This window comes from Pseudomonas sp. 8(2025) (assembly GCF_052665325.1).
On record NZ_JBQOIE010000021.1, the window covers coordinates 1 to 25,044 of the forward strand.

General features: G+C 67.6%; 12 protein-coding genes and 1 tRNA gene. 4 read left to right on the top strand and 9 right to left on the bottom strand.

All coding sequences use genetic code 11. The features are described 5' to 3' along the window. The 6 genes from ACUXVH_RS28310 to ACUXVH_RS28335 all read right to left on the bottom strand — a co-directional run. A partial coding sequence (locus ACUXVH_RS28310; protein ID WP_445496479.1) for a TonB-dependent receptor family protein occupies positions 1-2,101 on the bottom strand: 2,101 nt, incomplete at its 3' end. Positions 2,102-2,249: 148 nt separating this feature from the next. Beyond that, the gene (locus ACUXVH_RS28315; protein ID WP_053151294.1) at positions 2,250-2,462 is read right to left on the bottom strand and encodes a DUF4287 domain-containing protein; all 213 of its coding nucleotides are present in this window, start codon (positions 2,460-2,462) and stop codon (positions 2,250-2,252) included. Next, the gene (locus tag ACUXVH_RS28320; protein WP_011061062.1) at positions 2,459-2,962 is read right to left on the bottom strand and encodes a hypothetical protein; all 504 of its coding nucleotides are present in this window, start codon (positions 2,960-2,962) and stop codon (positions 2,459-2,461) included. The genes ACUXVH_RS28315 and ACUXVH_RS28320 overlap by 4 nt, the downstream gene beginning before the upstream one ends. Before the next feature lie 129 nt (positions 2,963-3,091). Next, positions 3,092-4,666 carry an FGGY-family carbohydrate kinase gene (locus ACUXVH_RS28325; protein WP_065363927.1) on the bottom strand — a complete coding sequence of 525 codons (1,575 nt, stop codon included), beginning with the start codon at positions 4,664-4,666 and terminating at the stop codon, positions 3,092-3,094. A gap of 23 nt (positions 4,667-4,689) precedes the next feature. Beyond that, entirely contained in the window at positions 4,690-6,279 is a 1,590-nt protein-coding gene (locus ACUXVH_RS28330; protein WP_065363926.1) for a glycerol-3-phosphate dehydrogenase/oxidase, read from the bottom strand. Continuing rightward, the gene (locus ACUXVH_RS28335; RefSeq protein ID WP_065363925.1) at positions 6,276-7,880 is read right to left on the bottom strand and encodes an FAD-binding oxidoreductase; all 1,605 of its coding nucleotides are present in this window, start codon (positions 7,878-7,880) and stop codon (positions 6,276-6,278) included. The genes ACUXVH_RS28330 and ACUXVH_RS28335 overlap by 4 nt, the downstream gene beginning before the upstream one ends. 179 nt (positions 7,881-8,059) lie before the next feature. On the opposite strand from ACUXVH_RS28335, the gene ACUXVH_RS28340 reads away from it, so the two are divergent. Beyond that, the gene (locus ACUXVH_RS28340) at positions 8,060-8,764 is read left to right on the top strand and encodes a hypothetical protein (protein WP_065363924.1); all 705 of its coding nucleotides are present in this window, start codon (positions 8,060-8,062) and stop codon (positions 8,762-8,764) included. 169 nt (positions 8,765-8,933) lie between these two features. Further along, positions 8,934-9,008 (top strand) — tRNA-Gln (locus ACUXVH_RS28345). A 13-nt stretch (positions 9,009-9,021) separates the two neighbouring features. Here the strand turns inward: ACUXVH_RS28345 and ACUXVH_RS28350 are convergent. After that, entirely contained in the window at positions 9,022-9,930 is a 909-nt protein-coding gene (locus ACUXVH_RS28350; RefSeq protein WP_011061057.1) for a LysR family transcriptional regulator, read from the bottom strand. A 124-nt stretch (positions 9,931-10,054) separates the two neighbouring features. Here ACUXVH_RS28350 and ACUXVH_RS28355 point away from each other — a divergent pair, with 124 nt between their 5' ends. Together ACUXVH_RS28355 and ACUXVH_RS28360 are read left to right on the top strand one after the other, a co-directional pair. Continuing rightward, a complete protein-coding gene (locus tag ACUXVH_RS28355) occupies positions 10,055-11,260 on the top strand; it encodes an MFS transporter (RefSeq protein WP_065363923.1) in 1,206 nt (401 codons plus the stop codon). Beyond that, entirely contained in the window at positions 11,257-11,385 is a 129-nt protein-coding gene (locus ACUXVH_RS28360) for a hypothetical protein (RefSeq protein WP_255313423.1), read from the top strand. The genes ACUXVH_RS28355 and ACUXVH_RS28360 overlap by 4 nt, the downstream gene beginning before the upstream one ends. Before the next feature lie 95 nt (positions 11,386-11,480). Here the strand turns inward: ACUXVH_RS28360 and ACUXVH_RS28365 are convergent, their stop codons facing one another. Continuing rightward, the gene (locus ACUXVH_RS28365; protein ID WP_065363922.1) at positions 11,481-12,197 is read right to left on the bottom strand and encodes a class I SAM-dependent methyltransferase; all 717 of its coding nucleotides are present in this window, start codon (positions 12,195-12,197) and stop codon (positions 11,481-11,483) included. A 168-nt stretch (positions 12,198-12,365) separates the two neighbouring features. Beyond that, entirely contained in the window at positions 12,366-24,929 is a 12,564-nt protein-coding gene (locus tag ACUXVH_RS28370) for a filamentous haemagglutinin family protein (RefSeq protein ID WP_445496484.1), read from the bottom strand. Positions 24,930-25,044 lie beyond the last annotated feature (115 nt).

Consider the following 25,044-nt stretch of genomic DNA (forward strand, 5'->3'; position numbering starts at 1 on the left):
GGTACACCCCCAGCCCCTCCCCCGGCGTTGAACGCGCCGCGTCCAGCCCCTTGTCGTCATAGCCCGGGGTCACGGTAGCGGCGTAGCGCTTGTCGGTCAGGTTGCGCACATCGACCCAGGTCTGCCAGTCGTTCTTCGGCGCGTTGTAGCCCAGGGTGGCGCCGAACAGCGCATAGGGATCGGCGTAGTAGCTGTTGGCGTAATCCACCGCCACCTTGGACACCAGCTGGGTATTGACCGCGGCGAAGAAGCCCAGGGGCCAGTCGTAGCGCAGCTCGCCCTGGTAGTAGTGCATGGGCAGGCCCGGCAGGCGGTTGTCGGCGAAACGCTGATCGTCGCGGTAGTGGAAATCACTGAAGGTATAGGCCTGGCGCAGGCTCAGGCGGCCGACGCCCGGGCGCGACCACAGCTCGCTCTGCAGGCTGGCCTCCACGCCCTGGTGCACGGTGGGGCTGGCGTTGAGTTCGTAAGGCGTGATGGCGTTGGCATCCGGCAGCACCGAAAGCAGTTCGTGGCGCACCTGGGCGTAGTACCAGGCCAGGCTCCACTGGCCCAGGCTGCTGTCGCCACGCCCGCCCAGTTCCAGGGTGGTAGCGGTCTGATTGCGCAGCTTGACCGGGTCGCGCTGGGCGCCGGTGGCGACGCCGCTGCCGGCCGGAAAACGCTGATTGGCGCTGTAGATCAGCGACCAGGGGTGTGGCGCTTCCACCGAGCGGCTGAGGTTGGCGAACAGTTGCAGATCCGGGTTCAGCTGGTAGCGCAGGCCCAGGCGCGGCGCGTAGTCCCAGTCGCCAAGGCTGGTCTTGCCGCCGCCCTCGGGGTAGGTCACCGCGCTTTCGCGGCGGGTGTAGATGGCCGCCAGCCCGGTGGTCAGCCACAGGTCGTCGGCGATCTCCAGGTCATTGCCAACGTGCAGGACGGTGTCCGAGCCCTGGTAAGTGAAGTTGCGGATCCGCGTGCCCGGCGCGTAGGTCTTGGTATTGCTGCCAGGAATGCGCACGAACTCGCTGGCACCGTCATTGGGCAGGTGCTTGGTCACCCGCAGGCCCAGGGTGCTGCGGCTTTCCAGGCCCCAGAGGCTGTCGCGGCGCTTGTAGTCCAGGGTGCCGCTGACGTCGCTGTAGGCCACCTTCAGACGGTTGGGGCCTTCGCGCAGGTCCATGGGGTAGTCGTGGTACACCAGCCCGGCCTGGATACTCGAATCGTCGTCCAGGTAATAGGTGGTCTTGTTACCGACAAAGGTACTGCCCGGCTGCTTGCGCCGGTCGTCGCGGCTGACGTAGGCCGGGTTGGCCGCCCGCGGGTCGTGTTCGATGGAGCGCTTGGTCACGCGCCCGGCCAGATCGTTGTCGGTCTCGCGGTAGCGCAGGTAGAAGCGGGTTTCCAGGTTCGGGTTGAAGCGGTAGCCGAAGTTGCCGATCAGCCCCTTGCTCTGGCTGCGGGTGTGATCCTGGTAGCCGTCGGCATTGGAGTCGGTCAATGACACGTAATAATCGAAATCCCCCAGCACTTGCCCGGAACTGACCTGACGCTGCTGATAACCGTGGCTGCCAGTGGCGTAGCGCACCTGCAACAGCGGTGCGTCATAGCCGGTATGGCTGACGTAGTCGATGGCCCCGCCCAGGGCCAGGGCGCCACGGTCGAACCCGTTGGCGCCGCGCAGCACTTCCACGTGGTCGACCCACAGGGGCTCCAGCAACTCATAGGGGGTGCCGCCAGGGCCGGTCAGGGGCAGGCCGTCGAGCATCGTATACAGCCCCGAGGCATGGGCACCCGGCGCGCGGTTGATGCCCGAGCCGCGGATCGAGATCTTCACCCCTTCGTTGCCCGCCGACTGGGCATAGACCCCGGGCTGGTAGGCCAGCACATCCTGGTTGCTGGCCACCCGGCCCTGCAGCGGGCGGCGCATGTCCACCACATTGGTGCCGCCGGGCACCTGGGCCAGCCGCGCCGCGGCCTCCTGCGCCGGCTGCCCCTCACCGCCCTGTTCCTGGCCCAGGACCTGCGCCGGAGCCAGCTCCACGGCACGGGTTTCGGCAAATGCCGGGCAGGCCAGGGCCAGGCCCAACAGGGCCGTGGGCAAGGATTTTGGCGAAGACATCGAGAAAACTCCGACAGGCAGAAAGAGGGCAATGCAAGGTGCGACGTAGGAAAGAACGAAGAGAACACAGGGGAATTTGGCTTTTTTCGCCAGGAAAGCGGATGTCGGCAGTCAGGCTTTCACTGGCGAAGAATGGCGCACCGGGGGACTAGCGGCCCTTGCTGGCCGCCAGGAAGTGCGCCACCAGGGCATTGGCGTGGCCATGGCCCATGCCGTGTTCGGTCTTGAGCCAGGCCACCAGCTCCATATGCTTTTTGCCGTCGACCGTTGCCAGCAGCTCCAGCCAGTGCCCGATGGGCTGGCCGTAGTGCCTTTCAATGGAGGGGAAGTACGACGCCGGCCCTTTGCTCTGTTCACTCATGGCTGATTCTCCGTCTTCTGGCTGCCCTTGATGTTGTCGATCAGGTCCACCACGTAGTTCTGGTTGAACCCCGCGACAAAGGACCAGAACAATAGCTTGGCGTAGGCGGCATAGCCACCGGCGTGCTGGCAGAAGATCACATAGAAGCTGTTCTCGCTGTAGCGACAGGTTTCATCGGCGACGATCTTTGGAAACAGCTCCCCTTGCACCACCCCGGAAATGAACAGGATATACAGCAGCCCCGCGAGGATGCCGCCGATGAATGACGGCAGCACCAGGCTGAACCAGGAACTGCACAGGCCGATGATTTCCTCCTCGCTGAGGCTGGAAAGCTGGCGGTGAAAACCGACATAGCCGCCGATGTTGCCGGCAATGAACACCACCGAGGGAATGGTGTAGCCATCGGCCATGGCCACCGACACCAGGGATGCCGCCAATAGCAGCACAAAGATGAGGAACAGTCGCTTCCACAGGATGTTCAGCGCTTCCTGGCGGTTCATGCTCGTCTCGCAGGCGTGGGGGTCGAAGGGGCCCTGCCCCTTGATCACGATAGATCAGCCCTGGCGCCTGGAAGAACTTTTTACCTCGCAGAGGTTCGCCCCCCTGCCGGCCGCTGGCCGGCGCTTTCGCTAAGCAGGGTAGCCGGTAATCTCGCGAATGCTCTGGTACAGCGGCTTGAGCTGGCGGTACATGCGCAGGTAGACCTCGCTGTACAGCCGCTGGTACATCTGCTGCGCCTGGGGCTGGGGCTCGAACACTGCGCCAACCCGGGTCATGGCGCTGATGGCCGTGGCGAAGTCCGGGTACAGCCCCAGGCCCACCGCGCAGGCGATCACCGCACCCAGACCCGAGGCTTCATAGACATGGGGCCGCTCCACCGGCAGGCCGAAGATGTCCGCCGTCAGTTGCATGGCCGCGTCGCTCTGGGAGCCGCCGCCGGCCACCCGCAGGCGGCTGATCTTCAGCCTGGAGCGCTTTTCGATGCGCTCCATGCCCTGGCGCAGGGCATAAGCCAGGCCTTCGAGAATGGCACGGTAGATGTGCGCCCGGGTGTGCACGTCGCCAAAGCCGATCATCGCCCCCTTGGCTTCCATGCCCGGCTCGCGGATGCCCGGCGACCAGTAGGGTTGCAGGGTCAGGCCCATGGACCCGGGCGGCACCGCCTGGACCAGGGCGTCGAACAGCTGCTCCGGCTCCAGCCCCTGCTCCGCCGCCTGCTGCACTTCGCGCAGGCCGAACTGCTGCTTGAACCAGCTGACCATCCAGTAGCCGCGAAAGATCATCACCTCGCAGTTGTAGTGGTCCGGCACCGCCGCCGGGTACGGCGGTATCAAAGGCACTACCTCCAGGTAGCGCGAACGGGTGGTGGTGATGGTGGCCGTGGTGCCGTAGGACAGGCAGGCGGTGGTCGAGTCCTGGACGCCCGAGCCCAGCACTTCGCAGGCCTTGTCGGCACCCGCGGCAATCAGCGGCAGGCCCTCGGGAATGCCCGTGTGGTGGCTGGCCTCGGCGGTGATCCGGCCCAGGGTTTCCCCGGGCTTGAGCAGGGTCGGCAACTGCTCCTGGCGCACCGCCAGGGCCTGCCACTTCCAGTCACTGGGGGCGGCCCAGCGCAGGCGTTTGTAGTCGAACGGCAGGTAGGCCACGCAGCAGCCCACCGAGTCGACGAAATTGCCGGTCAGGCGATGGGTGAGAAAGCCCGAGAGCAACAGGAACTTGTCGGTGGCGGCCCACACCTCGGGCTGCTCCTGAGCCACCCAGTTGGCCTCGGCCTGGGCGCGAAAATAATCCACCGTGGCCTCGGCGCCGATCAACTTGAACAACCAGCCCCAGGGCCCCTTGATCTTGCCTTCGACCTCGGCCTGGCGCTGGTCGAGCCAGAGGATCGCCGGGCGCAGCGCGCGGCCCTGGGCATCGACGTTGATCAGGGTCCCGCGCTGGGTGGTCAGGGACACGCCGCGGATCTGCGAACGGTCGATGCCGGTCTGCTGCCAGAGCAGTTGGCAGGCTTCGCCGAGCTTGGCCCAGTAGTAGTCCGGGTGCTGTTCGGCCCAGCCGGGCCGGCTGGAAAAATAGGCTTCAAGCTCCACCTTGCCCTTGCCCAGCAGGTTGCCTTTGAGGTCGAACAGCAGCGCACGAACGCTCTGGGTGCCGTTGTCGATGGCCAGCAGGTAGTCCTGCTTATTGTTGTTGTGGTTATCCATGGGGCTCTCTTGGTTGAGCATCGTTAGGCGAGTGGCGGCAGGCTGTGATGGCGTTGCCACAGGGCCCGGTAGCGCTGTTCCTCGGCCTGCCAGCGCTCGTCGTCCCAGCCCAGCTGTGGCTGGCACAGGCGGCGGATGGCCGGCAGGTACTGGGCGGCGCCCTCGGCCAGCAGCAGGCCGATGCGGGTGCGGCGCAGCAGCAGGTCGTCCAGGTGCAGGACCATTTCCGCCTCGGCGGCAAACGCCAGCTCGGCCCACAGGGTGTCGCTGGCGCCGACGCAATCGCCGCCCAGGGTCGCCACCCACTGCGCCAGCCGCGGCAGATGGCGGCCGTGGCGGCCAGCCAGGCGCCGCACTTGGGCGCCGCTCAGGCCGGGGATCTCCAGGGGCGCCACAGGCGTGAAGACCGGGGCGCCGTCGTCCACCACTTCACGCCCGAGCATCGCCCCACAGGCCTGCAGCACTTCGATGGCCTGGGGGCGGAAGGTGGTGAGCTTGCCGCCGGCCAGGGTCACGCAGCCGGGTTCCTGCCACAGCACATGCTCGCGGGTTTCATTGGAAGGCTTGCCCTGCTGGCCGTCGCTGCTGGCCACCACCGGGCGCACCCCGGCCCAGGTCGACAGCACGTCGCCGGCAGTGATCAGGGCCTGGGGAAACTGCTGGGCACAGGCGGCCAGCAGGTACTCAAGCTCTTCCTGGCTGATGCTGGCGCTCTGGTCCAGGTCATCACGGTGATCCAGGTCGGTGGTGCCGACCACGGTGGCGCCCTCCCAGGGGAAGACGAACACCGGCCGGCCATCCTCGGCATGCATGAAGCTGAAGGCCTGGGCCACCGGCAAGCGCCAGCCCGGCAGCAGCAGATGGCTGCCGCGCAAGGGCCGCAGTTGGCGCACGCGGTCCGCCGGGCGCAGGCGCTCGGCCCAGGCGCCGGTAGCGACCGCCAGGGCCGCGCAGCGCACCTGCTGCGGCTGCCCGCCTTCGCTGTCCTCGATCTGCACCCCGCAGACCCGCCCGTTCTCGCGCAAAAGGCGGGTGACCCGAACGCCGTTGAACACTTGGGCGCCATCGGCCCGGGCCTCGGCCAGCACCCGCATCACCAGCCGCGCATCGTCGGTCAGGGCGTCGAGAAAACTGGTCCCCCCCAACAGCCCCGGCTCCTTGACCCCGGGGGCCAGGAAAGCCAGCTGCCGGGCATCGTGGAAGCGATGGTTGCGCCGCCCGGCCAGGGCGTCATACACACCCAGCAGGCCGCCGAACACCCGGGGCCCGGGAAACTTGCCGCGGTAATGGGGCATCAGGAAGCTCATGGGCTCCACCAGCCCCGGGGCCTCCTGCAACAGGCGCTGGCGCTCGCGCACCGAATCCCGGGTCAGGCGCCACTGGCCCTTGGCGATATAGCGCAAGCCGCCATGGACCATCTTCGAGGAGCGGCTGGAGGTGCCCCAGGCAAAGTCTCGCTGTTCCAGCAGCAGGCAACGCCAGCCGCGCCGCGCCGCTTCGCGCAGGATGCCGGCGCCGCTGATGCCGCCGCCGATCACGATCAGGTCCCAGGCTTGCGCCGCCAGCCCGGGCAGCGCCTGTTGGCGCCACTGGGCATTCCAGTCCTGGCTCATGGTTCACGGGGCTCCAAAAGGGTGCCGGGGTTGAGGCGCCCGGCCGGGTCGAAGTGGCGGCTCAGGGCCTGCAGCGCATCGATGGCCAGCGGGCCCTTCTCCCGCAGCAGGTACGGCGCATGGTCCTTGCCCACGCCGTGCTGGTGGCTGATGGTGCCGCGGTGGTTGACGATGGTCTGGCTGGCAGCGTGCTTGAGTGCCTGCCAGCGGGCCAGGGTCGCCGGGTACTGGGCATCCGGGCGGAACACGTAGGTGGTGTAGATGCTCGACCCTTCGCCATAGACATGGGACAGGTGGGTGAACACATGCACCTGCTCGCCCTCGGCGGCCAGGCCGTCACGCAGGCTCTGCTCGATGCGTTGCAGCAGGCGGTCGACATTGCTCCAGTCGGTGGCGGTCTCCAGGGTGTCCACCAGGTAGCCGGCGTTCCACAGGCTTTCGCGCAGGTAGGGAAAGCGAAAGCGGTTCTGCGCCCATTTCTTGCCCAGCAGGGTGCCGGTGAACACCCCGCCGAAAGCCTTCAGGTGCTGGCGCGCCTGGCGCAGGGACAGGGCATTCTGCCGGCGGTTGCCGGTCACGCCGAAGGTCAACAGGCACTTGCCCGCCCCGGCGCCGCGCAAGGCCAGGTACTTTTCCAGCCAGGCGATCTGCGTCGGGTGGCCGGCCAGGGCCAGCTGGGTTTCGGTCTCCAGGGCATTGGACAGGCGCAGCATCGACAGCGGCACCCGGGCCTGGGCCAGGGCGCGCACCGCTTGCAGGGCCTGCTGCCAGTCGGGCAGGAACACCCCGTAGAAACGTTCGTCATCGGGCAGGCGGCTGACCCGCACCTTGACCTCGGAAATGATCCCGAAGCGCCCTTCGCTGCCCAGCACCACCTCGCGCAGGTCCGGCCCGGCGGCGGACGCCGGAAAGGTGGCGATGGGCATCGGCCCGGCAAAGGTTTCCAGGGTGCCGCCGGCGAACAGCTGCTCGATGCGCCCGTAGCGCAACGACTGCTGGCCGCTGGAGCGGCTGGCGACCCAGCCGCCCAGGGTCGACAGTTCCCAGGACTGGGGAAAGTGCCCCAGGGTGTAGCCCCGGGCCCGCAGCTGGCTTTCCACCTGAGGGCCGCTGGCCCCGGGACCGAAGGTCGCCAGCAGGCTGTCTTCGTCCAGGTCCAGCAGGCGGCTCATGCGCGCCAGGGACACCGTCAGCACCGGCCGCTGGGACCAGCCGGGGTTGATGTGCCCGGCCACCGAAGTGCCCCCGCCGTAGGGAATCAGGCACAGGTCGCGGTCCTCGGCCAGGGCCAGCAGCTGGCGGATCTGTTCGGCGGTTTCCGGGAACGCCACGGCGTCCGGGTAGGCCCCCAGCTCGCCCTCGCGCAGCGCCAGCCAGTCCGCCAGGCTCTGGCCGCGGGCGTGCAGCAGCCGGTCCTCGGCACTGATGCTGTACAAGTCATGGGCTTGCAGGCGCGATGCCGGCACCCGGGCCAGGGCCTGCTCCAGGGTCGCCTCCGGCAACCTGCGTCCCGGCCCCAGGCGCTCGGCGAGAAACCCCGCGCCCTGGGCCGGCAATTCGACCACCGTGGATGCATCCCCCCAGCCGTTCCAGCGTCGCATGCGTGTGTGTCCTTCTGCTGTTCTTATAGGTCTTGCCCAAGGCTCCCTATACTAGTGCGCGGCAGCGGGCTGTCACGGTCACATTGAGCCAGCGGATGTAGCCGATTGAGTCAGACAGAGGTGACATCCGGCGCCAGTTACCGAAGAATCCTCCCCTTCCCCATCACAGGCTCGCGTCCATGCCGGCAACCCTGAGAACCTGCACCCCCCTGTTCTGGTCCACCGACCTGGGCATCGACTACGGCGCGCCGACCTTGCAGCTGCGCGACCTGCTGCCAGTGGTGGGCGAGCAGAGCTCAGCCTTCTTCCAACGCCAGGACGGCATCGTGCTCGGTGAAACCCTGCAACTGATCTGGTGCCCGCCGCTGGCGGACCTCAATGGCTGGAACGAGCAACCCTCGGAAATCGCCCTGAGCCACCTGCTGCACGTGCGGATCACCGGCCCGGCCGCCGAGCCGCCCGCGCCACGGCATGCCAACCACCATGGCAGGCTCAGGTACCGCTTCCAGGTGCTGTCCTGCCAGCCGCTACCGGCGGCCCTGCGCGCCCAACCGCTCGTACCGAACGCCTGGCACCTGCCGCTGATCAGTGGCGAACAGGGCAGTTGCCTGACCTGGGATGACATTCACGAGTGCGAGCGCGCCGAGGTCCAGGGGCTGATCTACCTGTGCGCCTACGGCCGTTACGAAAGCTATATGGAAATGTTCATCGAAGCAGTGGGCGAGGAGCTGTTCGGGCTGCTTTCGGTGCACCTGGGCCCGGGGGGCGACGACTATCAATTTGGCCGGCGCGCCCTTGAAGGGGCGGAGTTGCGGGCCATCCGCCGCGCACTGGACATGGCCCGGCCGCTGAAGGATTCACAGCCCGGCTACCTGGTCCCTTGAACCCCGGGACGGATAAAATCGCCCTGAAAAAGACTAAGCAGCTGTTTTCAAACTCATTTTTTTCACCAGGGGGCTTCCCAGCCCGCCGATAAGTTGATAAATTTGCGCCCGTTCTTGCAGCGGCCCTCCCCGGGCCGGCAGTTCAGGCAAGTAACGTCGCAACAGCTACAGGGGCGTCGCCAAGCGGTAAGGCAGCAGGTTTTGATCCTGCCATGCGTTGGTTCGAATCCAGCCGCCCCTGCCATTTTTTCTCATCGTTATCCCCGCAGATTCCGTTCCAGCATCTCCAGCAATGCACTGACCTTGGGCAACCCCTGCCGGCTTTTCAGCCACAGCAGATGGATCGCCTGCCCTTCGCTGGCCCATTGCGGCAGCACCTCCACCAGGCTTCCGTCCTCCAACTGGCGCTTGACCAGCCAGGAAGGCAGTTGCGCAATGCCGTAGCCTTGCTGCACCGCCATCAACAGCCCCTCGCCATCGCCCACCACGCAACTGGCGGACATCACCCGGCGCTCACTCTCGCCCGGGCGGCCGCTCGCGAAGTTCCAGGGGCTGACCCGGCCATCCACCCAGCCATAGGCAATGCACTGATGGCGCTCAAGGTCCTGGTCGGTCAGCGGCACGCCATGGCTGCGCAGGTAGTCGGGCGAGGCGCAGAACAGGTGCCATTCGCGGCCCAGGCAGCGGTGCCCCAGCGCCGCCGGCCACTGTCCCGAGCCGCCAAGGCGCACGGCGATGTCCGCACCGGCTTCAAGCGGCTCGACACCGGGATCGGAAAAGGTGATGTGCGGCTGCAAGCCCGGATGCTCCCGGGCAAAGCGCAGGACGGCGCCCAGCACCTGGGAGCGGCCGAAGGTCCCGGGCAGGTCGATGCGCACCCGCCCCCGCAGCTCGGAGTTTTCCGCGTTCAGCGCCAGCTCGGCCTCTTCCAGGTCTGCCAGCACCCCGCTGCAGGTGCGGTAGAAGGCCGTGCCCGCGTCGGTCAGCGCCAGGCTGCGGGTGGTGCGCTGGAACAGCCGCGCCTGCAGGCGCCCTTCCAGCCGGGCGATGGCCTTGCTGACGGCGGAAGCCGTAAGGTTGAGCCGTTCGGCGGCGGCCTTGAAGCTGCCGCAGTCGGCCACGCAGACAAATACATCGATCCCCTTCAAGCGTTCGGAAGAAAACATCGGCGCCTCTTATTCATGAATCTGATTCCATTCACTGGGTAAAAAACATCATAAAACAGAACCAGATTCCCCAGTAAGCTGGCTGCCATTCTCAAAAACGCCGTTACAGACCGATGAGGCACGGATGCTGCGCACCCTGAAAAGCTACCCGAAAGCAATCAACCTGCTGCTGGCCGGCACCCTGGTGCTGACCCTGGCCCGGGCAATCACCCTGCCCTACCTGGTGATCTACCTGAGCAGTGCTTTCGGCCTGCAAGTGAGCGACATCGGGCTGGTGATCGGCAGCAGCATGATCCTCGGCTCGCTGCTGAGCCTCTACGGTGGTTTCCTGGTGGACCGCACGCCCAGCTACCGGCTGATCCTGGCCTGCTGCGCGCTGTTCACCCTGGGTTTCATCGGCGCCTTCAGTGCCCGCCAGCTGTGGCTGTTCTACCTGTGCCTGGTGCTGGTCAACCTGGCCTATGCGGTGATCGACATCGCGATCAAGGCCGGCTTTGCCCAGCGCCTGTCGGTGGAACAGCGCAGCGAAGCCTTCTCGATCAAATACACCCTGACCAATATCGGCTACGCCGTGGGCCCGTTCCTCGGCGCCGGGCTGGCGCGCCTGGACATCAGCCTGCCGTTCCTGATCTCCGCCGCCCTGGGCGCCGGGTTCCTGGCGATCCATATGCGCTGGGGCGACAGACAGCTGAGCGCCGCCGGCCCGACACCAGCGCCGCTATCCTTCGCGGCCCTGGGCAAACAGCTGCTACGGGATTACCGCCTGGTGTGCTTCACCCTGGGCGGCCTGCTCAGCGCCGTGGTCTTTGGCCAGTTCTCGGCGTACCTGTCGCAGTACCTGGTGGTCACCACCTCGGCCGAGGCCACCTACCGCATCATCAGCACCCTGGTGGCGACCAATGCGCTGCTGGTGATCGCCCTGCAATACGCCATCGGCCGCAGGATTACCCAGCGCCACCTGAGCCGCTGGCTGGCACTGGGGCTGGGCCTGTTCCTGCTGGGGGTCAGCGGCTTCGGCCTGGCCACCAGCCTGGCGCTGTGGGTGCTGTCGATGGTGGTGTTCACCCTGGGGGAAATCATCGTGTTTCCCGCCGAGTACATGTTCATCGACCTGATCGCCCCCGAACACCTGCGAGGCCTGTATTACGGCGCGCAGAACCTCTCCAACCTCGGCGGCGCACTGGGCCCGATACTCTGCGGCATGCTCCTGGCCAGCCACCCGGCGCACTGGATCTTCTACATGCTGGGAGCGTTCATAGTCGCCGGCGGGCTGTTCTACTGGGTGGGCGCGGCTAACCTGGAACAGGCCAGGAGCAGGACCGGCGCGTGATCATTGATGCCCAGGCGCGCGGCAATCTGCGCCTGGGCTGCCCGACAGGGGGGCGAGGCCGCCAGTGGCGGCACATTGCTCATGTACAGCAGATGCTCAAAGGCGATACCAGCCTCGCGGGCTGACCCGGCATGCGGCGACACTCCATGAGTGATGACCTTGTGGAGCTTGCCGGCCTGAAGGCGTGCCAGGCTCCGAGCTACGCTGTTCGAGCGGCCCCTCAGCAACGCTTGCGGCTCAACCAGGCGCCCCAGAACAGGCTGCTGAAGAAACGTGTTCCCGCGCTGAAACCGCCCTCTTCGAGCAACCGTTGCACCGCCGCCTCGGAATGGGGCGGGTCGGCGCCCTGAAGGATTTTCCCCAGCTTGGCGTGTACCTCATCCGCCGTCGCGCCCTGCTGGCGCCAGCGTTGCCCCCAGGCCGCCAGCAGCAGGGGCTGGCTGGCGTAGGCGTAGTGATTGCCGGCGACGATCAGCGGCGCGCCGGGTTTGAGGCGCCGGGCGATGGCCCGCAGCAATTGCCGCTTGGCTTCATCACCGGGCAGATGGTGCAGCACGCCGATCAGCGTGGCCCCGTCGAAGGGGTCGTCCGCCGCCAGTTCGTCCACCGTGGCCAGACGCACTTCGGTCCTCTCCATCAAACCCTGCGCCTGCAACTGCTGGCGCGCTGTCTCCAGCATCGGTGCCGAGGGGTCTACAGCGGTAAAGCGCCAGCCCGGTTCCAGGGAAGCCATGGCGATAATCTCCTGGGCCGTGCCACCAGCCCCCACGGCCAGGATGTGGGCCGCACGCCCCTCGCCCAGGCTGGCCGCCAACATGCAGGCGGCAAGGTCATGGCAGGCGTCATAGCCCGCCAGGGCGATACGGCTCTGGCGGGCGTATTCGTCGGCTCGCGAGCGGTCGAATTTTTCAGCCGGGTTTACCGAGGATGAGGTCATGGCAGGGCTCCATTCAAAGGATCGGGACAGGCTAGGCCCTGCGGCTTGATAATTAAAATTCATTGTTTTTATTCATTGCATTCCTTCCTGGAATAGCACCTCCCCTGCTCCCGAAAAAAAAGGGGGCGATCGACGATCGCCCCCCAAGCCTTGCTACCACGAGAGAACCTACAGCGTCAGTTGCCCGCGCTCCTCGTCGGTCAAACGCGCCCGGGCCTGGTCGCTCAAGGGCCCGGCGCCCAGCACCTGCACCGGGCTGTCGGGGTTGTAGCCCGGGGCGCGGCTGGCGTCTTCACGGGGGCGTTGCACCGGTTCGCTACCAAAGCCCAGCACTTCCACGGTGACGATGGACGCCCGGCCCTGCTTGGCCGCCGCCTGCTGGTTGCGGGCCGCATCTTCCGCGGCCTGGGACGCGGCGGAGCCGGCGGCGCTGGCCGAGGTCATGGCGCCGGTGTTGACCGCCGCCGTGACCGGCACCCCGCTGGACTTGCCCTGGGTCTGGATGTTCGCCGCGTTGACCACCCGCAGAGCGGCGATGTTGACGTTGCCCGAGACCCGGATCCCCGCCTCGCCGGCATCGATGGTGCCCAGGGGCGCGATCAGGTCGATGTCGCCGGCCGCCACTTCGGGTATCGGGTTGAGAGTGGCGATCCCCGCCCCGGTGCTGGGCACCGACGGCGACAGGCTGACGTTGCCCCAGTTGTCGTAGACCCGCTTGGGCGGTGTATAGACCACGGTGGTCTTGGAACCGCGGCCGGCGTTGATGTCGCCCGCCGCCGACCAGCCCATGATCGAGCCGCCGAAGGTGGTCATGATCCGGCTCTGGCCCAGCAGGATGCTGCCCAGGGAGTACAGCTGGATGTCCCCCGCGCCCTGGGTGATGATCCCCGCCGAGGCCGGTGGCGCCGTGCCTTCGATGCCGAAGGTCTGGTTGCCGCCGGGGGTCAGCATCTGGATGTTGCCGCCAAAGTCGGTGTGCACCCCGGCACCGCCGAACAAGGTGATATCGCCCTGGTAGGTGATCGGGTTGCCCGCCACGTCGGTGCTCGGGAACAGCCCGGCAATCGCCGCACGGCCACGGGCATAGCTGCCCTGGCGCATGCCGCCTTCCTCGGTGTACTCGCGGCCGGCGGCCTTGAGCTCGGCAAAATACACATTCCGGGCAAACACCCGCTGTTGTTCCGCGGGCAGGGCCGCGTAATAGGCCCGGGCCTGGGCGCTGTCGCCGACAAAGCCGAAGCGCTCGGCCAGCCAGTCCAGCAGTTCGCCCTCGTAGGTCTTGGCCACCCTAGCGCCCGACAGGCTTTCGCCCGGCTGGGCGAGGTTGGCCGGGTCCAGGTAAGCCTCGACGAAACGCCGGTAGCCCGGGCCGTTGGGGCCGAACCCGGCCTGCATCACGATGCTCGCCCCGGGCCGGCGGTCCCCCGGCGCCACGGCGCCGATGCTGGTGACGCTGACCTTGTCCTCCATGAGGATGTTGCGCCCCGCGGTCAGTTCCAGGGTGCCGGGGCCGGCGACGTTGAAGTTGCTGTAGAGGATGTCGCGCCCGGCGCTGACGACGGAGATGTCGCTGGGGTTGTTGTGCACGAACAGGTTGCCCTGGGAGGTCGAGCCATTGACCGGGTCCTCGACGCCGAAGGTCCGGCCACTGCTGACGATATCGCGCCCGGCCATCATCCACACCGGGCGGCTGCCCTCGTACCAGGTCTGCCCCGAGTGCAACTGTGAGGCCGCCTGGCCGAAGGTGATGATCCGGCCGCTGTTGACCCCCATCAGGTCGCCGTTCACCGCATAGAAACGCGCCGGATCGGCCGGGCCGGCAACCAGCCCGGAGACGCTGCCGGAACCGAAGGCGAACAACGGCAGGATCGAGCCGATGACCGGGTTGCCGTTGACCGACAGGTTGCTGGCCACCACCTCACCCTCGATGCTGCCGACAAATGCCGGACGCCAGGGCGTGGCCACCGAAGCGGCCGCGGCGCCCGACTGGCTGACGGTGAAACCGCCCGCGTAGATCGAGTCCTGGGCCAGGAACTGCAACTGCCCTGCGGCGCCCGGCGCCAGGAACAGCGGCACCCGGTAGTTGAGGTCGCCGACTTGCGCGCTGGCGGCCTTGCCATAGTAAAGGCTGCCGCTGGCTGCCACGGCCCTGAGGATCGACGGATAGACCACCGCCAGATCGGTGCTGCCAGGGCTGGTGAGCGGGGTCAGGTTGCCGCCCAGGGACATCAGGTCGATGGCGGTACGCTCGGTCCACAGGGTGAACCAGCTCCGGCCGCTGCCTTGCTGGCTGCCACGGCTGAAGAGCGCGGTGTTGAACTGGCGGACCCGGCCCGGGTCCTCGACGTTCTGCACCACCAGGTCGCCGCGGCTCTGCAGGTTGAAGGTGGCATCGCCGGGCACCAGGGTCAGGCCGCCCTGGGCCAGGCCACGGGTGGCGCGCAACGGGTCGAAGGCCCGGGCTTCGCTGGGGTTGTGGTCAACGGCGGTGCCGCCATAGTGCAGGTCGATGCTGCCCAGGGAGGCACTCTGCAAATGGCTGCTGCCACGCAGGTTGACCACGACCCCGTTGCGATGCTCGATGACCAGGTTGCTGGCCGGGTTCAAGGCGCCCGCAATGTTCACCCGCAGGTCGCCACCGCCGGTCAGTTGCAGGCTGCCATCGCTGGCGACCCGGCCGGTACTGCCCACGGCCAGCACCAGCCCCTGGCTGCGGGGCGCCACGGTGGAGGCGCCGGCGCTGTCCGTCAGGCGCTGGAGGATGCCCGCGTCACCGCCGACATTCAGCTCCAGGTTGCCGCCGCCCAGGGTGCCGAACCCGGTAAAGCCCAGCATCCGGTCGGCGCTGCCGTTGGCCGCATAGGTGCCGAAGTTGATCCACCAGGCACCGGGTTGCGCCGAACCGCCGGTGGCGACATCGCCGCTGCCCTGGCGCCACAGCCAGTTGCCCACTTCGGCCGAGTCCTGGCCGTTGTCCTTGGGGTTGGGCCAGGCACGGCTGTCGTTGGCGGTACTGCTGATATTGCCGGTCAGGTCGCCACCGGCACTGACCCGCAGGTTGCCCCCCGCCTCCGGGTACCAGGCGCGGTACAGGCTGGTGCCGCTGCCATTGACGAACTGCTCGAAGTAACTGCCCGGGTCATTGAGCACCGTGGCTCCCGTTCCCAGGGCCCGTGGCTGGTTGTAGGGATCGCCGGCCGTCGTCGCCGTGGAGGAAGTACCGGCGGTGTAGACCCCGTACAGCGAGTCCATGCTCAGGTTGCCGGCGCTGAGCAGTTCAAGGTCGCCGGTGCCGGTGCGGATCACGCTGAAGCGGCTGCTGGACGGCGTTGCGCCATAGGTCTTGCTGTCCAGGGCCATGCAGAAGGCGGGCGACTCTTCACAGAAGGCCGCGACGGACGACTGCCCCAGGTCCAGCAGGAGTTGCTCATCGATCGGATCGCCGGCCTTGACCACCACCCCGGCGCCCGCCAGCTCGTCCACCGCCAGCTGGGTCCAGGCGTAGCTGGCCTTGATCGCGCAATAGGCCGGGCTGTCGGCACAGAACTGCTCGATCGAGGTCTGCCCCAGATCCACCAGCAGTTGTTCGTCGATCGGATCGCCGGCCTTGACCACTATCCCTACGCCGGCCAGGTCATCCACCGCCACCTGGGTCCAGGTCCGCACCACCTGGCTGGGCAGTTCCTTGGCGAACATCCCGTAATGGCTGTCCGCCAGATGCAAGTCACCGCTGCGTGGGTTGGCCTGCACGATGCGGCTGTCGGCTGCGCTGGTATCGGCCCCGGCCACCAGGCGCAGGGACCAGGATTGCGAGCCTTCGGCAAGCATCGGCGCAATGGCCCAGAGCTTGCCCTGGCGCCCGACGTCTTCGGGCCGCAACTGCACCGAGTCGACGCCGCTCGGCAGCTTGACGTTGGTGCCGGCCGGGATCAGCCCGCCCTTGGGCAGGGCCTTGCTGCCGTCGAGCATGACGATGTTGTTGTTCACATTGGCCAGGTGTACTTGCGGCAGCGGCACGCCCTTGGGCCAGGTCATGGACCGCAGCTGGGTGCCCTGGGTCAACAGCGTCCCGGCCTCCAGACGGGTGCCGGCGACCAGGGTCCGGGGCTCGCCGAGCAGGGTGCCGGCGGCGAACAGCAGGTTGCCCGAGGCATCGCGAATCGCCGCCGCCAGTACCGTACCCGCCGGCAGTACCAGGGTCTGGTCCAGAGTCGCCGTGACCGGCAGGCGCGTGCCCGCGGCCACGGTCAGCCCCTTGATCGGCAGGTCGTAGTTGAGGGTGCTGCCCGCCGGGAAGGCGGTGCCGTCGGCCAGGGTCACGCCGTTGCCCGGCACGATGATAGTGCCACCGGTGAAGTCCACGCCCGGCAGCAGCACCCAGCCCTTGTCGTCCACGGTGGCAGGCGGCGGCGCGAAGCCGTCGTTGATGCTGCCATAGACATTCAGGTCGCCCCCGGCGCGCAGCGTCAGGCTGCCGACCTCGCCGGAACCGTAGACCGAGGTCTTCTGGCTGTGGGGGTTGAGGCTGGCATAGCGATAGCCCGACAGGTCCAGGTCGCCCTGCACCACCAGGTCGCCGTCTGCGCTCTTGCTGACGATCTCGACCCCGGGCCGCAGATGGAAGGCGTCGGCATAGCCGGCGTTGTTCAGGCCGGCCAGCTTGTTCTGCAGCAGGTCGCTGTTTTGCAGGGCCGCGTTGATAAAGGCCGTGCTCTGGGCATGCTTGGCATCCAGGTAGGCCTGGGTGATTTCCTGGTAAGGGCGGCCGCTGGCGGTGGCGTCGGTTTTTTCCGGAGCATCGTCGTAGCGGAGCATACCGTTGACCGCAATCGAGCGCGCGCCCTGGATATCCAGCGGGCCGCGGGCATCGATGTCGATGTCGTTGCTGCTCTGGTCCGCCTGGACGAGGCGCGGCGCGTTCAGCTCCAGGGTGCCGCGGCTACGACCGTCGTTCTGCCCCGCCGCGCTGCCCACTGCCACGTCGGTGCCGTGGCGCAGGTCGATGCGCGCACCGTCGGCCAGGGTCAGGCGGCCCTGGCCCGAGCTGAGCACCACGCTGGCGCGGTTCGGTGAGTCGATGATCTTGCCGTAGCTGTCCACCCGCAGCTTGCTGCCGTGGGCATCGAGCACCGCGCTGCCGTCCAGGGTCAGGCCCTTGCCGGCCGCCAGGTTGATACTGCCGACCCGTTCGCCGCTGGCGTCCACTCGCCCGGTAACCCGCAGGCTGCCGTTGTCCACCGAGACGTTGACGGTGCTGGCCCTGACCCCGTCGCCGATGGTCAGGTCGCCCTGCTTGAGCTGGAAGCTGCGTGCGCCAAAGACCTGGCCCTGGTTCAGGCGCTGGTTGAGGGCGGCGAACTGCTCGTCCAGGGTGCCGCTGCTGCCCAGGTGCTGGGCCTGGATTTCCACCGTGGCGCCGAGGAACGGCACCAGGGTGCCGCCGGCATCGTAGTAGCCGCTGCTGCCGCCAAGGACCTTGCCCGCCAGGTCTACCCGGCCGGCCGCACTGTCCAGCGCCACCGCCCGCAGCTTGCCGGCCTGGTTATGGGTGGCCGAAAGGTCGATGGTCGAGCCCGTGGCCTGCAGCACATTGCCGGTAGCGCTCTGCAGCAGCACTTCGCCGCCGGCGCCGTATTTGCTCAGGTCATTGAAGCCGATGGTGCGGCCGGCCACATCGATCAGCGCCGCATCGGTCAGGCTGACATCACCCCGGGCCCCCAGGGTCACCTTGCCGCTGGGCAGCACCACGGCACTGGCCAGGCGGATGCTGTCGCCCTGCAGAGACAGTTCCGCGCCCTGGCCATTGGCCTGGCCACGAGGGCCGGCCGAGGCGCCGATATCCATGGCGCCGCCAGCGGTGATGCGGTTCACCGAGCCGGCCTCGCCGGTCATCAGTGGGGTGAGGATATTCAGGTTGCCGCCGCTGTAGGCAAACCCCTGGAGCGGATCGAAGGCGCCCTGGCTCTGATAGACCGACAGGCTGCCCTTGTGGTTGGCGGTAATGCGCTGGCTGGCATTGAGGTCGACGTTGGCAAAACCCAGGGCCAGGCGGTCGAAACTCTTGGTGGTGCTGGGCTGGGCAAAGGCCCCGTAGCCGAACTCGATGCGTTCGGCATTGATTTGCAGGCGGCCGCTGCCGGTTCCGGCACCGCCGGCCACCACTGCGCCTGCCGGGGTCTCGGAACCCTGCCAGATCAGGTTGGCGGTGTGGATGCTGGCCACATCATTGGCGCCCCCGGCACCGTAGATCGCCGGGGTGGAGAGCATCAGGTTGCTCAGCAGCGACTTGCCGGTCGCCGGGTCGTAGGTGTCCAGGCTGGCGCTGCCGTAGAAGTTGAAGCCGTCCCGGGCCGAGAGCTGCAAGGTCTCCAGGGCCGGGGCGCCGAACTGGGTATCGCCGCGCAGCAGACGGTCGAGCAGTTGCTGGGTCAGGGTCATGCCGCTGGGCAGGCGATTGCCCGCCGCCGCTGCCGCCAGCGCCTCCGGGCTGCCGACGTTGATGTTGTTCAGGCCCAGGTTCAGGTGGCGGGTGCCGTAGCGCACCTGGTCACCCAGCTCGAAGGCGTTGTCGGTCAAGGCAACGAGGCTGCCATCGGAATACAGTGCGGTCTGCCCGCTGCACGGCGCGCTGGCGCATACCCCGAGCCGGATGCCGCCGCTGGTCTGTCCGCCGGCCTGGGCCTTGCTGATCACGTTGAGCAAGCCGTTGGACACCGCCAGCATATTGGCCACCTGGTAGGTGAAACCGTCACGGGCGTCATAGCTGGCCTTGCCTCGGCCCAGGGTATTGATCGAGGCGCCCTGCTCCAGGACGATCTCGCCGGTGTTGCTCACCAGGAACACTTCCGGCGCGGCCAGGGTGGCGCCCTCGCGCAAGGTGATCGAGCCCTTGGGCGTGTTCACGCCTTCGGCCACGGTGATGTAGTTGCCGCCCTGGCCGTACTTGACCAGCGTCAGGCCGCCCAGCATCAGGCGCGCTGCGCCCATGGCGTTGAGGCTGTCGGCATCCAGGGTAACGCCGTTGAAACCCTGGGTGGCCGACTTGCCGGCCGCCACCACTTCGATGTTGCCACTGCCCATGTTCAACACCGCGACGGTGCCGCCATAGCCCCCCGCAGCGGCATCGAAACGGCCAATGCCCTTGAACGAGAAGGCATCCGCACCGGCCCCCGGCTCCAGGGCCAGCTTCAGGGTCTTGGCGTCCACCGGCAGCATCGGCCGTGGCACCCCGAGCTTGGCGGCATCGGCCAGGGCGAACTGGGCATAGCCGGTTTCGTTGTACTGGGAATAGCGGCGCAGGGTGTCGGCCGAGGTCAGGATCAACTGGCTGGCGACGCTGTTGCTGATCCCGGTATGGGCGATCGATAGGCGCCCGGCGGTGGACCAGGAGCCATTGCGCAACGGCTGGGTCGCGCCTTCGGTGCCGAGCCCGGCCAGGCCGTTGATCTCCACGCGAAAGGCCCCCGGCATCAGCGCATAGGTGGACGGCATCAGGGTGTAGGTGCCCGCCGCCAGCCCCGGAACCCCGGCGCCGATGGTGATCTGCTGGCCGATCAGCGGGTCCACCGCGCCGCCCTCCGGTGCCACCGGCGCATAGCCCGGCTGCACGCCGGGCACTATGGCGTAGATCGGGTTGCTGCCCAGGCCCGGGAGGATGAAGCTGCCGTTGGCGCCGATCTGCACTAGCGGGCTGTAGCGCGCATCGGTGGAGCCGCCGCGCCCGGAAATGAACCCGGCGCCCAGCAGTTCGCCACCACCGGACAGGTCCACGGTCGCATCGGGCTGTACCTGCACCGACTTGCCGCCCAGGATCACCCCGACGCTCAGGTCGCTGTTCTCATTCACCAGGGCGCCCTGGCCGAGGAAGGTCACGGTCTTGCCGTTGTACTTGTAGACCTGGCCATCGACGGTGCCGCCGTAAGGCAGTACCAGGCCCTTGCCGCTGACCGAAGTCAGGCTGCCGGGCAGCAGCTCGACCTTGCTCGCGCCCAGGTTGCCGATCTCGATCAGCCCCAGGGGCGCACGGACTACCCCGCCCTGCTGGATGTTGGCCGCGCCCAGCTGCAAGCGGCCGAAGGCCGAGTACGGCACAGGCGCCTCGCCCTGGCCGGTGCGGCCGATGGTCAGGGTGCGCGTGGGGTCGAAGTTGATGCTGGTGCCGGAAATATCGTTGAGGTAGCCGGCAATCACCCGGGCCCCGACCTCGGTACCCGGGTACAACTGCGCGGCCCGCAGGGTCATGTCGCCCTGGGTCAGCAACTGGGTGCTGATGCCCTTGGCGATCACATCGGCCCCGGCCCCGGCGAGAAAGCGCAGGTCGCCCTGGCTGGTCAGTTGCACATGGTCGAACCCGCGGCGCTCGACGCTCAGCAGGCTGTTGTCGGCCTGGCGCAACGTGCCCTTGCTGCCGAACACCACGTTGCCACGCACATCGATCAGGTTGCCGCTGGCATTGAACTGCGCCTGGGTGGCCTGTTGCGACGGCGTGCCGGTGGAGACCGGACGCACGTACTGGTCCTTGGCTTCCAGCGGCGCGAGGATGCCCGCCAGCAGCAGGTAGGGTGCCGACAGGTCGACCCGGCTATTGGCCGCGGCGCTTTCGCTGAGGTTCAGGGCACCGCTGTACAGGCGCAGGCTCTGGCCCATGTTCAGCGACACATCGCCATCGAAGCTCAACAGGCCGTTGCTCAGCAGTGCCAGGTTGTCGAAGCCGCCGGCGGTGACCTGATCCACCCCGAGGCGGCCGTGGCCATACTCCAGGCTGGCGGCTGCGGCGTCGGCGCTAGCGGGCAGCGCACTGCCCTGGTGGGTCTGGCTGAGCACCAGTTCCCGGGCCTTGAGCACCCGGTCACTGACCGCGTTCTTGATGTAGTACGGGCTTTCCAGGGCCAGCGACAAGGTGCCCCCTGCAGCGCCAGCGCCTCCGGCCCGGGCGACGAAGCTGCCATCCAGGTACAGGCCGTTGTTGGACGCGAAGCTGATGCTGCCACCGTTGCTGGCCACCTGCACCCGGCCCTGGCCGGGAATGTCCAGGGCCGCCTGGGCGCCGGAAGCGTCGAGACGCGCCCCCTCGCGCACCACCACAAACAGGTCGCTGGCCTTGGCGATACCGGTGGCCAGGTCGATCTCGCCGCCGATGGCGATCTTGCCGCCATTGCGCACCTGGCCGTAACGGCGGCCACGGTTGTCCACGGCGCTCACCGCCCGCGCCGCCACATCAATCACCGCCTGCTCGCCGACCCAGATCGAGCGCCCGTGACCGGCGGCATTGGCGGCCTCGGAACTGGCCACCGTCAGGCCGCCCAGACTGACGCTGCCGCCCCAGGCATTGAGCGTGCCGTTCAGGGTCAACTGGCCAACGCTGCGCAGGTTGATGGCCTGCCCCGGGTCGACACTGATCACCGCGCCCTGCCCCACGCTCAGCGCCGTGGTGGCCAACTGGGCGGCCGTGGAGTACTGGTTGCCGGCGCTCAGGGTCAGGCCGGCGCCACGGCGCTGGGTCAGCACGCCCCTGGTTGCATCCTGCTGGTACAGCTCCGGCAGCCATGGCTGCAGAACGCTGGCCGGATCGCTGCCAGTGGCGCTGCTGCCAGCCTGGGCCCCGAAGCGGTAGACCGGCATGTTGACCTCGACCTGGGCGCCCTCGGCCACGGTCAGCCCTTCGTTGCCGGTGATGTCGTAGGCACCGAAGCCCTTGTTGAAGAAATCCCCGGCCAATTGCAGGGTGCCGGCCTCGGGGGCCGGATCATGGGCGCCAATCAGCACCTTGTGCGCCTGCAGGGCCAGGGTGCCGCCGCCGTTGACCCCATACCCGCGCAGCTCGCCATCGAGGTCGAGCTTGCCGTCGGCGGCCAGGGTCACGTCGCCGCCCTTGCCACCGCTGGTCTTGCCGTCATAGGCAATGCTGGCGCCGGAGCTGGCATCCACCAGGGTGCCGTTGGCCAGGTTGAGGTCGCCGCTGCTGCGCAGCGACACCTTGCCCCCGTTGATAAAGGCCAGGCCGCTGCTGTCCGAGGGGTCCAGGGCCAGGTTGTTCCAGCGCCCGCTGGCATCCAGCTTGACCCCGCTGGCTACATCGACCCGGGCCTGGGCGCCGCCGGTGGGCGCGAGGATCACATCGCCGACCACGAAGTTGCGGTTCACATCCACCTGGTTCAGCACGTTGCCGGCGTTGATGCTGCCACCGTGGGCGGTGAGGTTGGCGTTGATCTTGACCTCTGGCCCGAACAGGGTGATGTCGCCGCCATCGGCCACCTTCAGCGCGCCGTTGACCTGGACCTGCTGCCTGGCGCCGACCTTGATCGCCCCCAGCTGGAAGCCGTTGAGCTGGTCGCTGTCCAGCACCAGCTGGCCCTGGCGGTTGGCCGGCAGGGCTGTGGCGAGGTCCAGGCCGTCGGCGATCTTCTGCTGGTTGGCCTCGATCAGCACCTTGTCCACGCTGGGGCTCAGGGCGTAGCGCAGGGTGCCGCTGGTCTTGTTGTAGATCGGCGTGTAGTTGCCAATGATCAGTTGCGCGCGCTGGGCCACGGCCTTGTGCGATTGCTGGTAGCCGTCGAGGTTGATGTTCGGCGCCTGGGTCTGGCGGTCGCCCTTGAACACTTCGCTCACCAGCTGGCCTTCGAGCACGGCGTTGCTGGTGCCGATCACCAGCTTGCCGGCGTCGCGGCCGACGCTGTAGCCGGCCTCGTAGCGGCGCTGCTGGGCGATCAGCGGGTTGTAGTAGTAATCGGTGCGGCCCCAGCGCGGGCTGCTGTCCACATAGCCCTTGTAGATGCCGGTGTAGAGCAGGTCCCCCGGCGCCCTGGAGAGCTCGTACAAGCGCCCGTCGGCGCCCTTGAGCCAGGTCTGCTGGATGTAGCCGCCCTGCACATCGACGGTGCCGCCGGAGAGGTTCAACTGGGCGCCGGACTGGGTCACCACGTCCTTGCCGGTGAAGGTCAGGGTACCGCCCTGGGCCATCCACTCGCCGATGTTGTGACCCTGGGTGCCCAGGTAGCCGCCCACTTCCAGCAGGCCGCCGGCGGTGTACCAGCGATCGGTGGCGTAGCCGTTGGTGCCCGCCGGGACGAACACCAGCTCGCGCAGGTCGACCCAGACGTCGTTGTTGATCAACTGGCCGCTGTCGCGGTTGCCCGCCGAATCGCGCTGCTCGTTGCCCTGGACGTTGATCTTGATGGTGTTGGACTCCATCGCCACCTTGACCCCGACAGCTCCGGCCACATCGATCACCGCGCCATCGCGCACCAGGCTGCGCTGCCCGGCACTGACCGCCACCTGGCCACCGGTGGCCAGGGTGATGGAGCCGTCCTGGAAATCCACGGTGCCGCCGCTGACGATCTCCACCCGGGACTGGTCGCTGCGGTCGGCCACGCTGCTGAGGTTGTTGAACTGGCCGGTGATCAGGTTGGTCGGGGTGCCGTCGAGGTTGATCAGGCCGTTGTTGCGCTGGCTGTCCAGAGCGCTGCTGCCACTGCTGTCCAGAAGGATTGCGGTGGTGCTGCCCTGCCCCAGGGTCACGCTGCCGGTGCTGTCGCTGGCGGAGTTGAGCAAATGGATGGTGCCGCGGGTGTCCACCGAAGTGCTGGCCAGGGCCACGCCGTTCTGCGCCACCTGGTGCCCGGTGAGGGTGATGTCGCCCGTGGAGGCCATGATCAGGCCGCTGTTGCTGACCTTGCCGGCGCTGCTGCCGGCCTTCAGCGAAGTGGCAACTTCATTGCCCCGGGTGGTGGAGTGCTGGTTGCCGCTGGTGCCGACCCCGCGGCGGATGTAGAAGCTGTCGCCGGCCGCCAGGGTGGTCTGGCCCTTGGCAGTGACGATGGTGCCGGCGTTCTCCACTTCCGAGCCCAGCAGCAAGGCATAGCCGCCGGATTCGGTGGAGGTGGCCGCCGGGTGGGTCTGGATCAGCGCGCCGCGCTGCACCTGGACCTTGCCCAGGGCATCGCTGAAGGTCGGCTGGGTGCCGTTGGCGTCCACATAGAGCCCGCGCTGGGTGAACTGCTCGTCGCTGATGGTGGCCGCGGCCGCCACCAGGTTGCGCACATTGACCTGGCTGGTGCCGCTGAAGATCACCCCGTTGCGGTTCATGATCATCACCGTACCGGCGCCCTTGATCTGGCCCTGGATTTCGCTGGGCCGTCCATTGGGGTCGTTGACCTTGTTCAACAGCGCCCAGTTGGACTGCTGCTGGAAATCGACGGTGGTGTTGCGCCCGACGTTGAAGGTCTCCCAGTTGAGAATGGCCTTGTCGGCGGTCTGCTCGATGGTCACCGTGGTCTTGCCGCCGGACTGGCTCTGCACCGGCCCTTTGGCATTGAGCCAGCCCTGGGTCAGGCTGTTGTCGACCTTCAGCCCGCCTTCGCCGAGGCCATCGGGAATGGTGCTCACCGTGCCGAATGCGGCCTGGCGTGCGGCAGCCTGGGCCGCTTGCTGGGCGGCGATGGCGGCAACGCTGGAATTGAGGTTGCTCAGGGAGCGCTGCAACTGCTGGTTGGCGCGGGTCTGCTGGGACAGCGGCGGGATCCCCGGAACCTGGCCGTTGGTGCGCGCGGCGGTGGCGGCCTGGGACGCGCCCTTGTCGGCGAACCAGCCGGAACTGAAGGCCGTGGCGCCATGGGCACTGCCCGCCACCATCAGCAGGGCGATGGCCTGGGCCAGGGGCTTGAGCCGCAGGATCGGCAGCTCGCCATCAGGGCGCAGCGCGGGGGATTTGACCGGTGGTTTGCAGCGAACCATTACTACTCATCCTTTGTTATGACGCCCACGGGAGCGCGACGCTTGTAGGGCCCAGGGCGCGCGTCACTGCTTTAGGGGATAGGCCGTTGGCGCGAGGCGCGACCGAACGGATGTC

What these genes read in the sequence shown, in the direction of transcription:
- ACUXVH_RS28320 (WP_011061062.1), bottom strand. Translation starts at nt 2,962, where the DNA reads ATGAACCGCCAGGAAGCGCTGAACATCCTGTGGAAGCGACTGTTCCTC.
- ACUXVH_RS28355 (WP_065363923.1), top strand. Translation starts at nt 10,055, where the DNA reads ATGCTGCGCACCCTGAAAAGCTACCCGAAAGCAATCAACCTGCTGCTG.
- ACUXVH_RS28335 (WP_065363925.1), bottom strand. Translation starts at nt 7,880, where the DNA reads ATGCGACGCTGGAACGGCTGGGGGGATGCATCCACGGTGGTCGAATTG.
- ACUXVH_RS28350 (WP_011061057.1), bottom strand. Translation starts at nt 9,930, where the DNA reads ATGTTTTCTTCCGAACGCTTGAAGGGGATCGATGTATTTGTCTGCGTG.
- ACUXVH_RS28325 (WP_065363927.1), bottom strand. Translation starts at nt 4,666, where the DNA reads ATGGATAACCACAACAACAATAAGCAGGACTACCTGCTGGCCATCGAC.
- ACUXVH_RS28365 (WP_065363922.1), bottom strand. Translation starts at nt 12,197, where the DNA reads ATGACCTCATCCTCGGTAAACCCGGCTGAAAAATTCGACCGCTCGCGA.
- ACUXVH_RS28370 (WP_445496484.1), bottom strand. Translation starts at nt 24,929, where the DNA reads ATGGTTCGCTGCAAACCACCGGTCAAATCCCCCGCGCTGCGCCCTGAT.
- ACUXVH_RS28315 (WP_053151294.1), bottom strand. Translation starts at nt 2,462, where the DNA reads ATGAGTGAACAGAGCAAAGGGCCGGCGTCGTACTTCCCCTCCATTGAA.
- ACUXVH_RS28330 (WP_065363926.1), bottom strand. Translation starts at nt 6,279, where the DNA reads ATGAGCCAGGACTGGAATGCCCAGTGGCGCCAACAGGCGCTGCCCGGG.
- ACUXVH_RS28340 (WP_065363924.1), top strand. Translation starts at nt 8,060, where the DNA reads ATGCCGGCAACCCTGAGAACCTGCACCCCCCTGTTCTGGTCCACCGAC.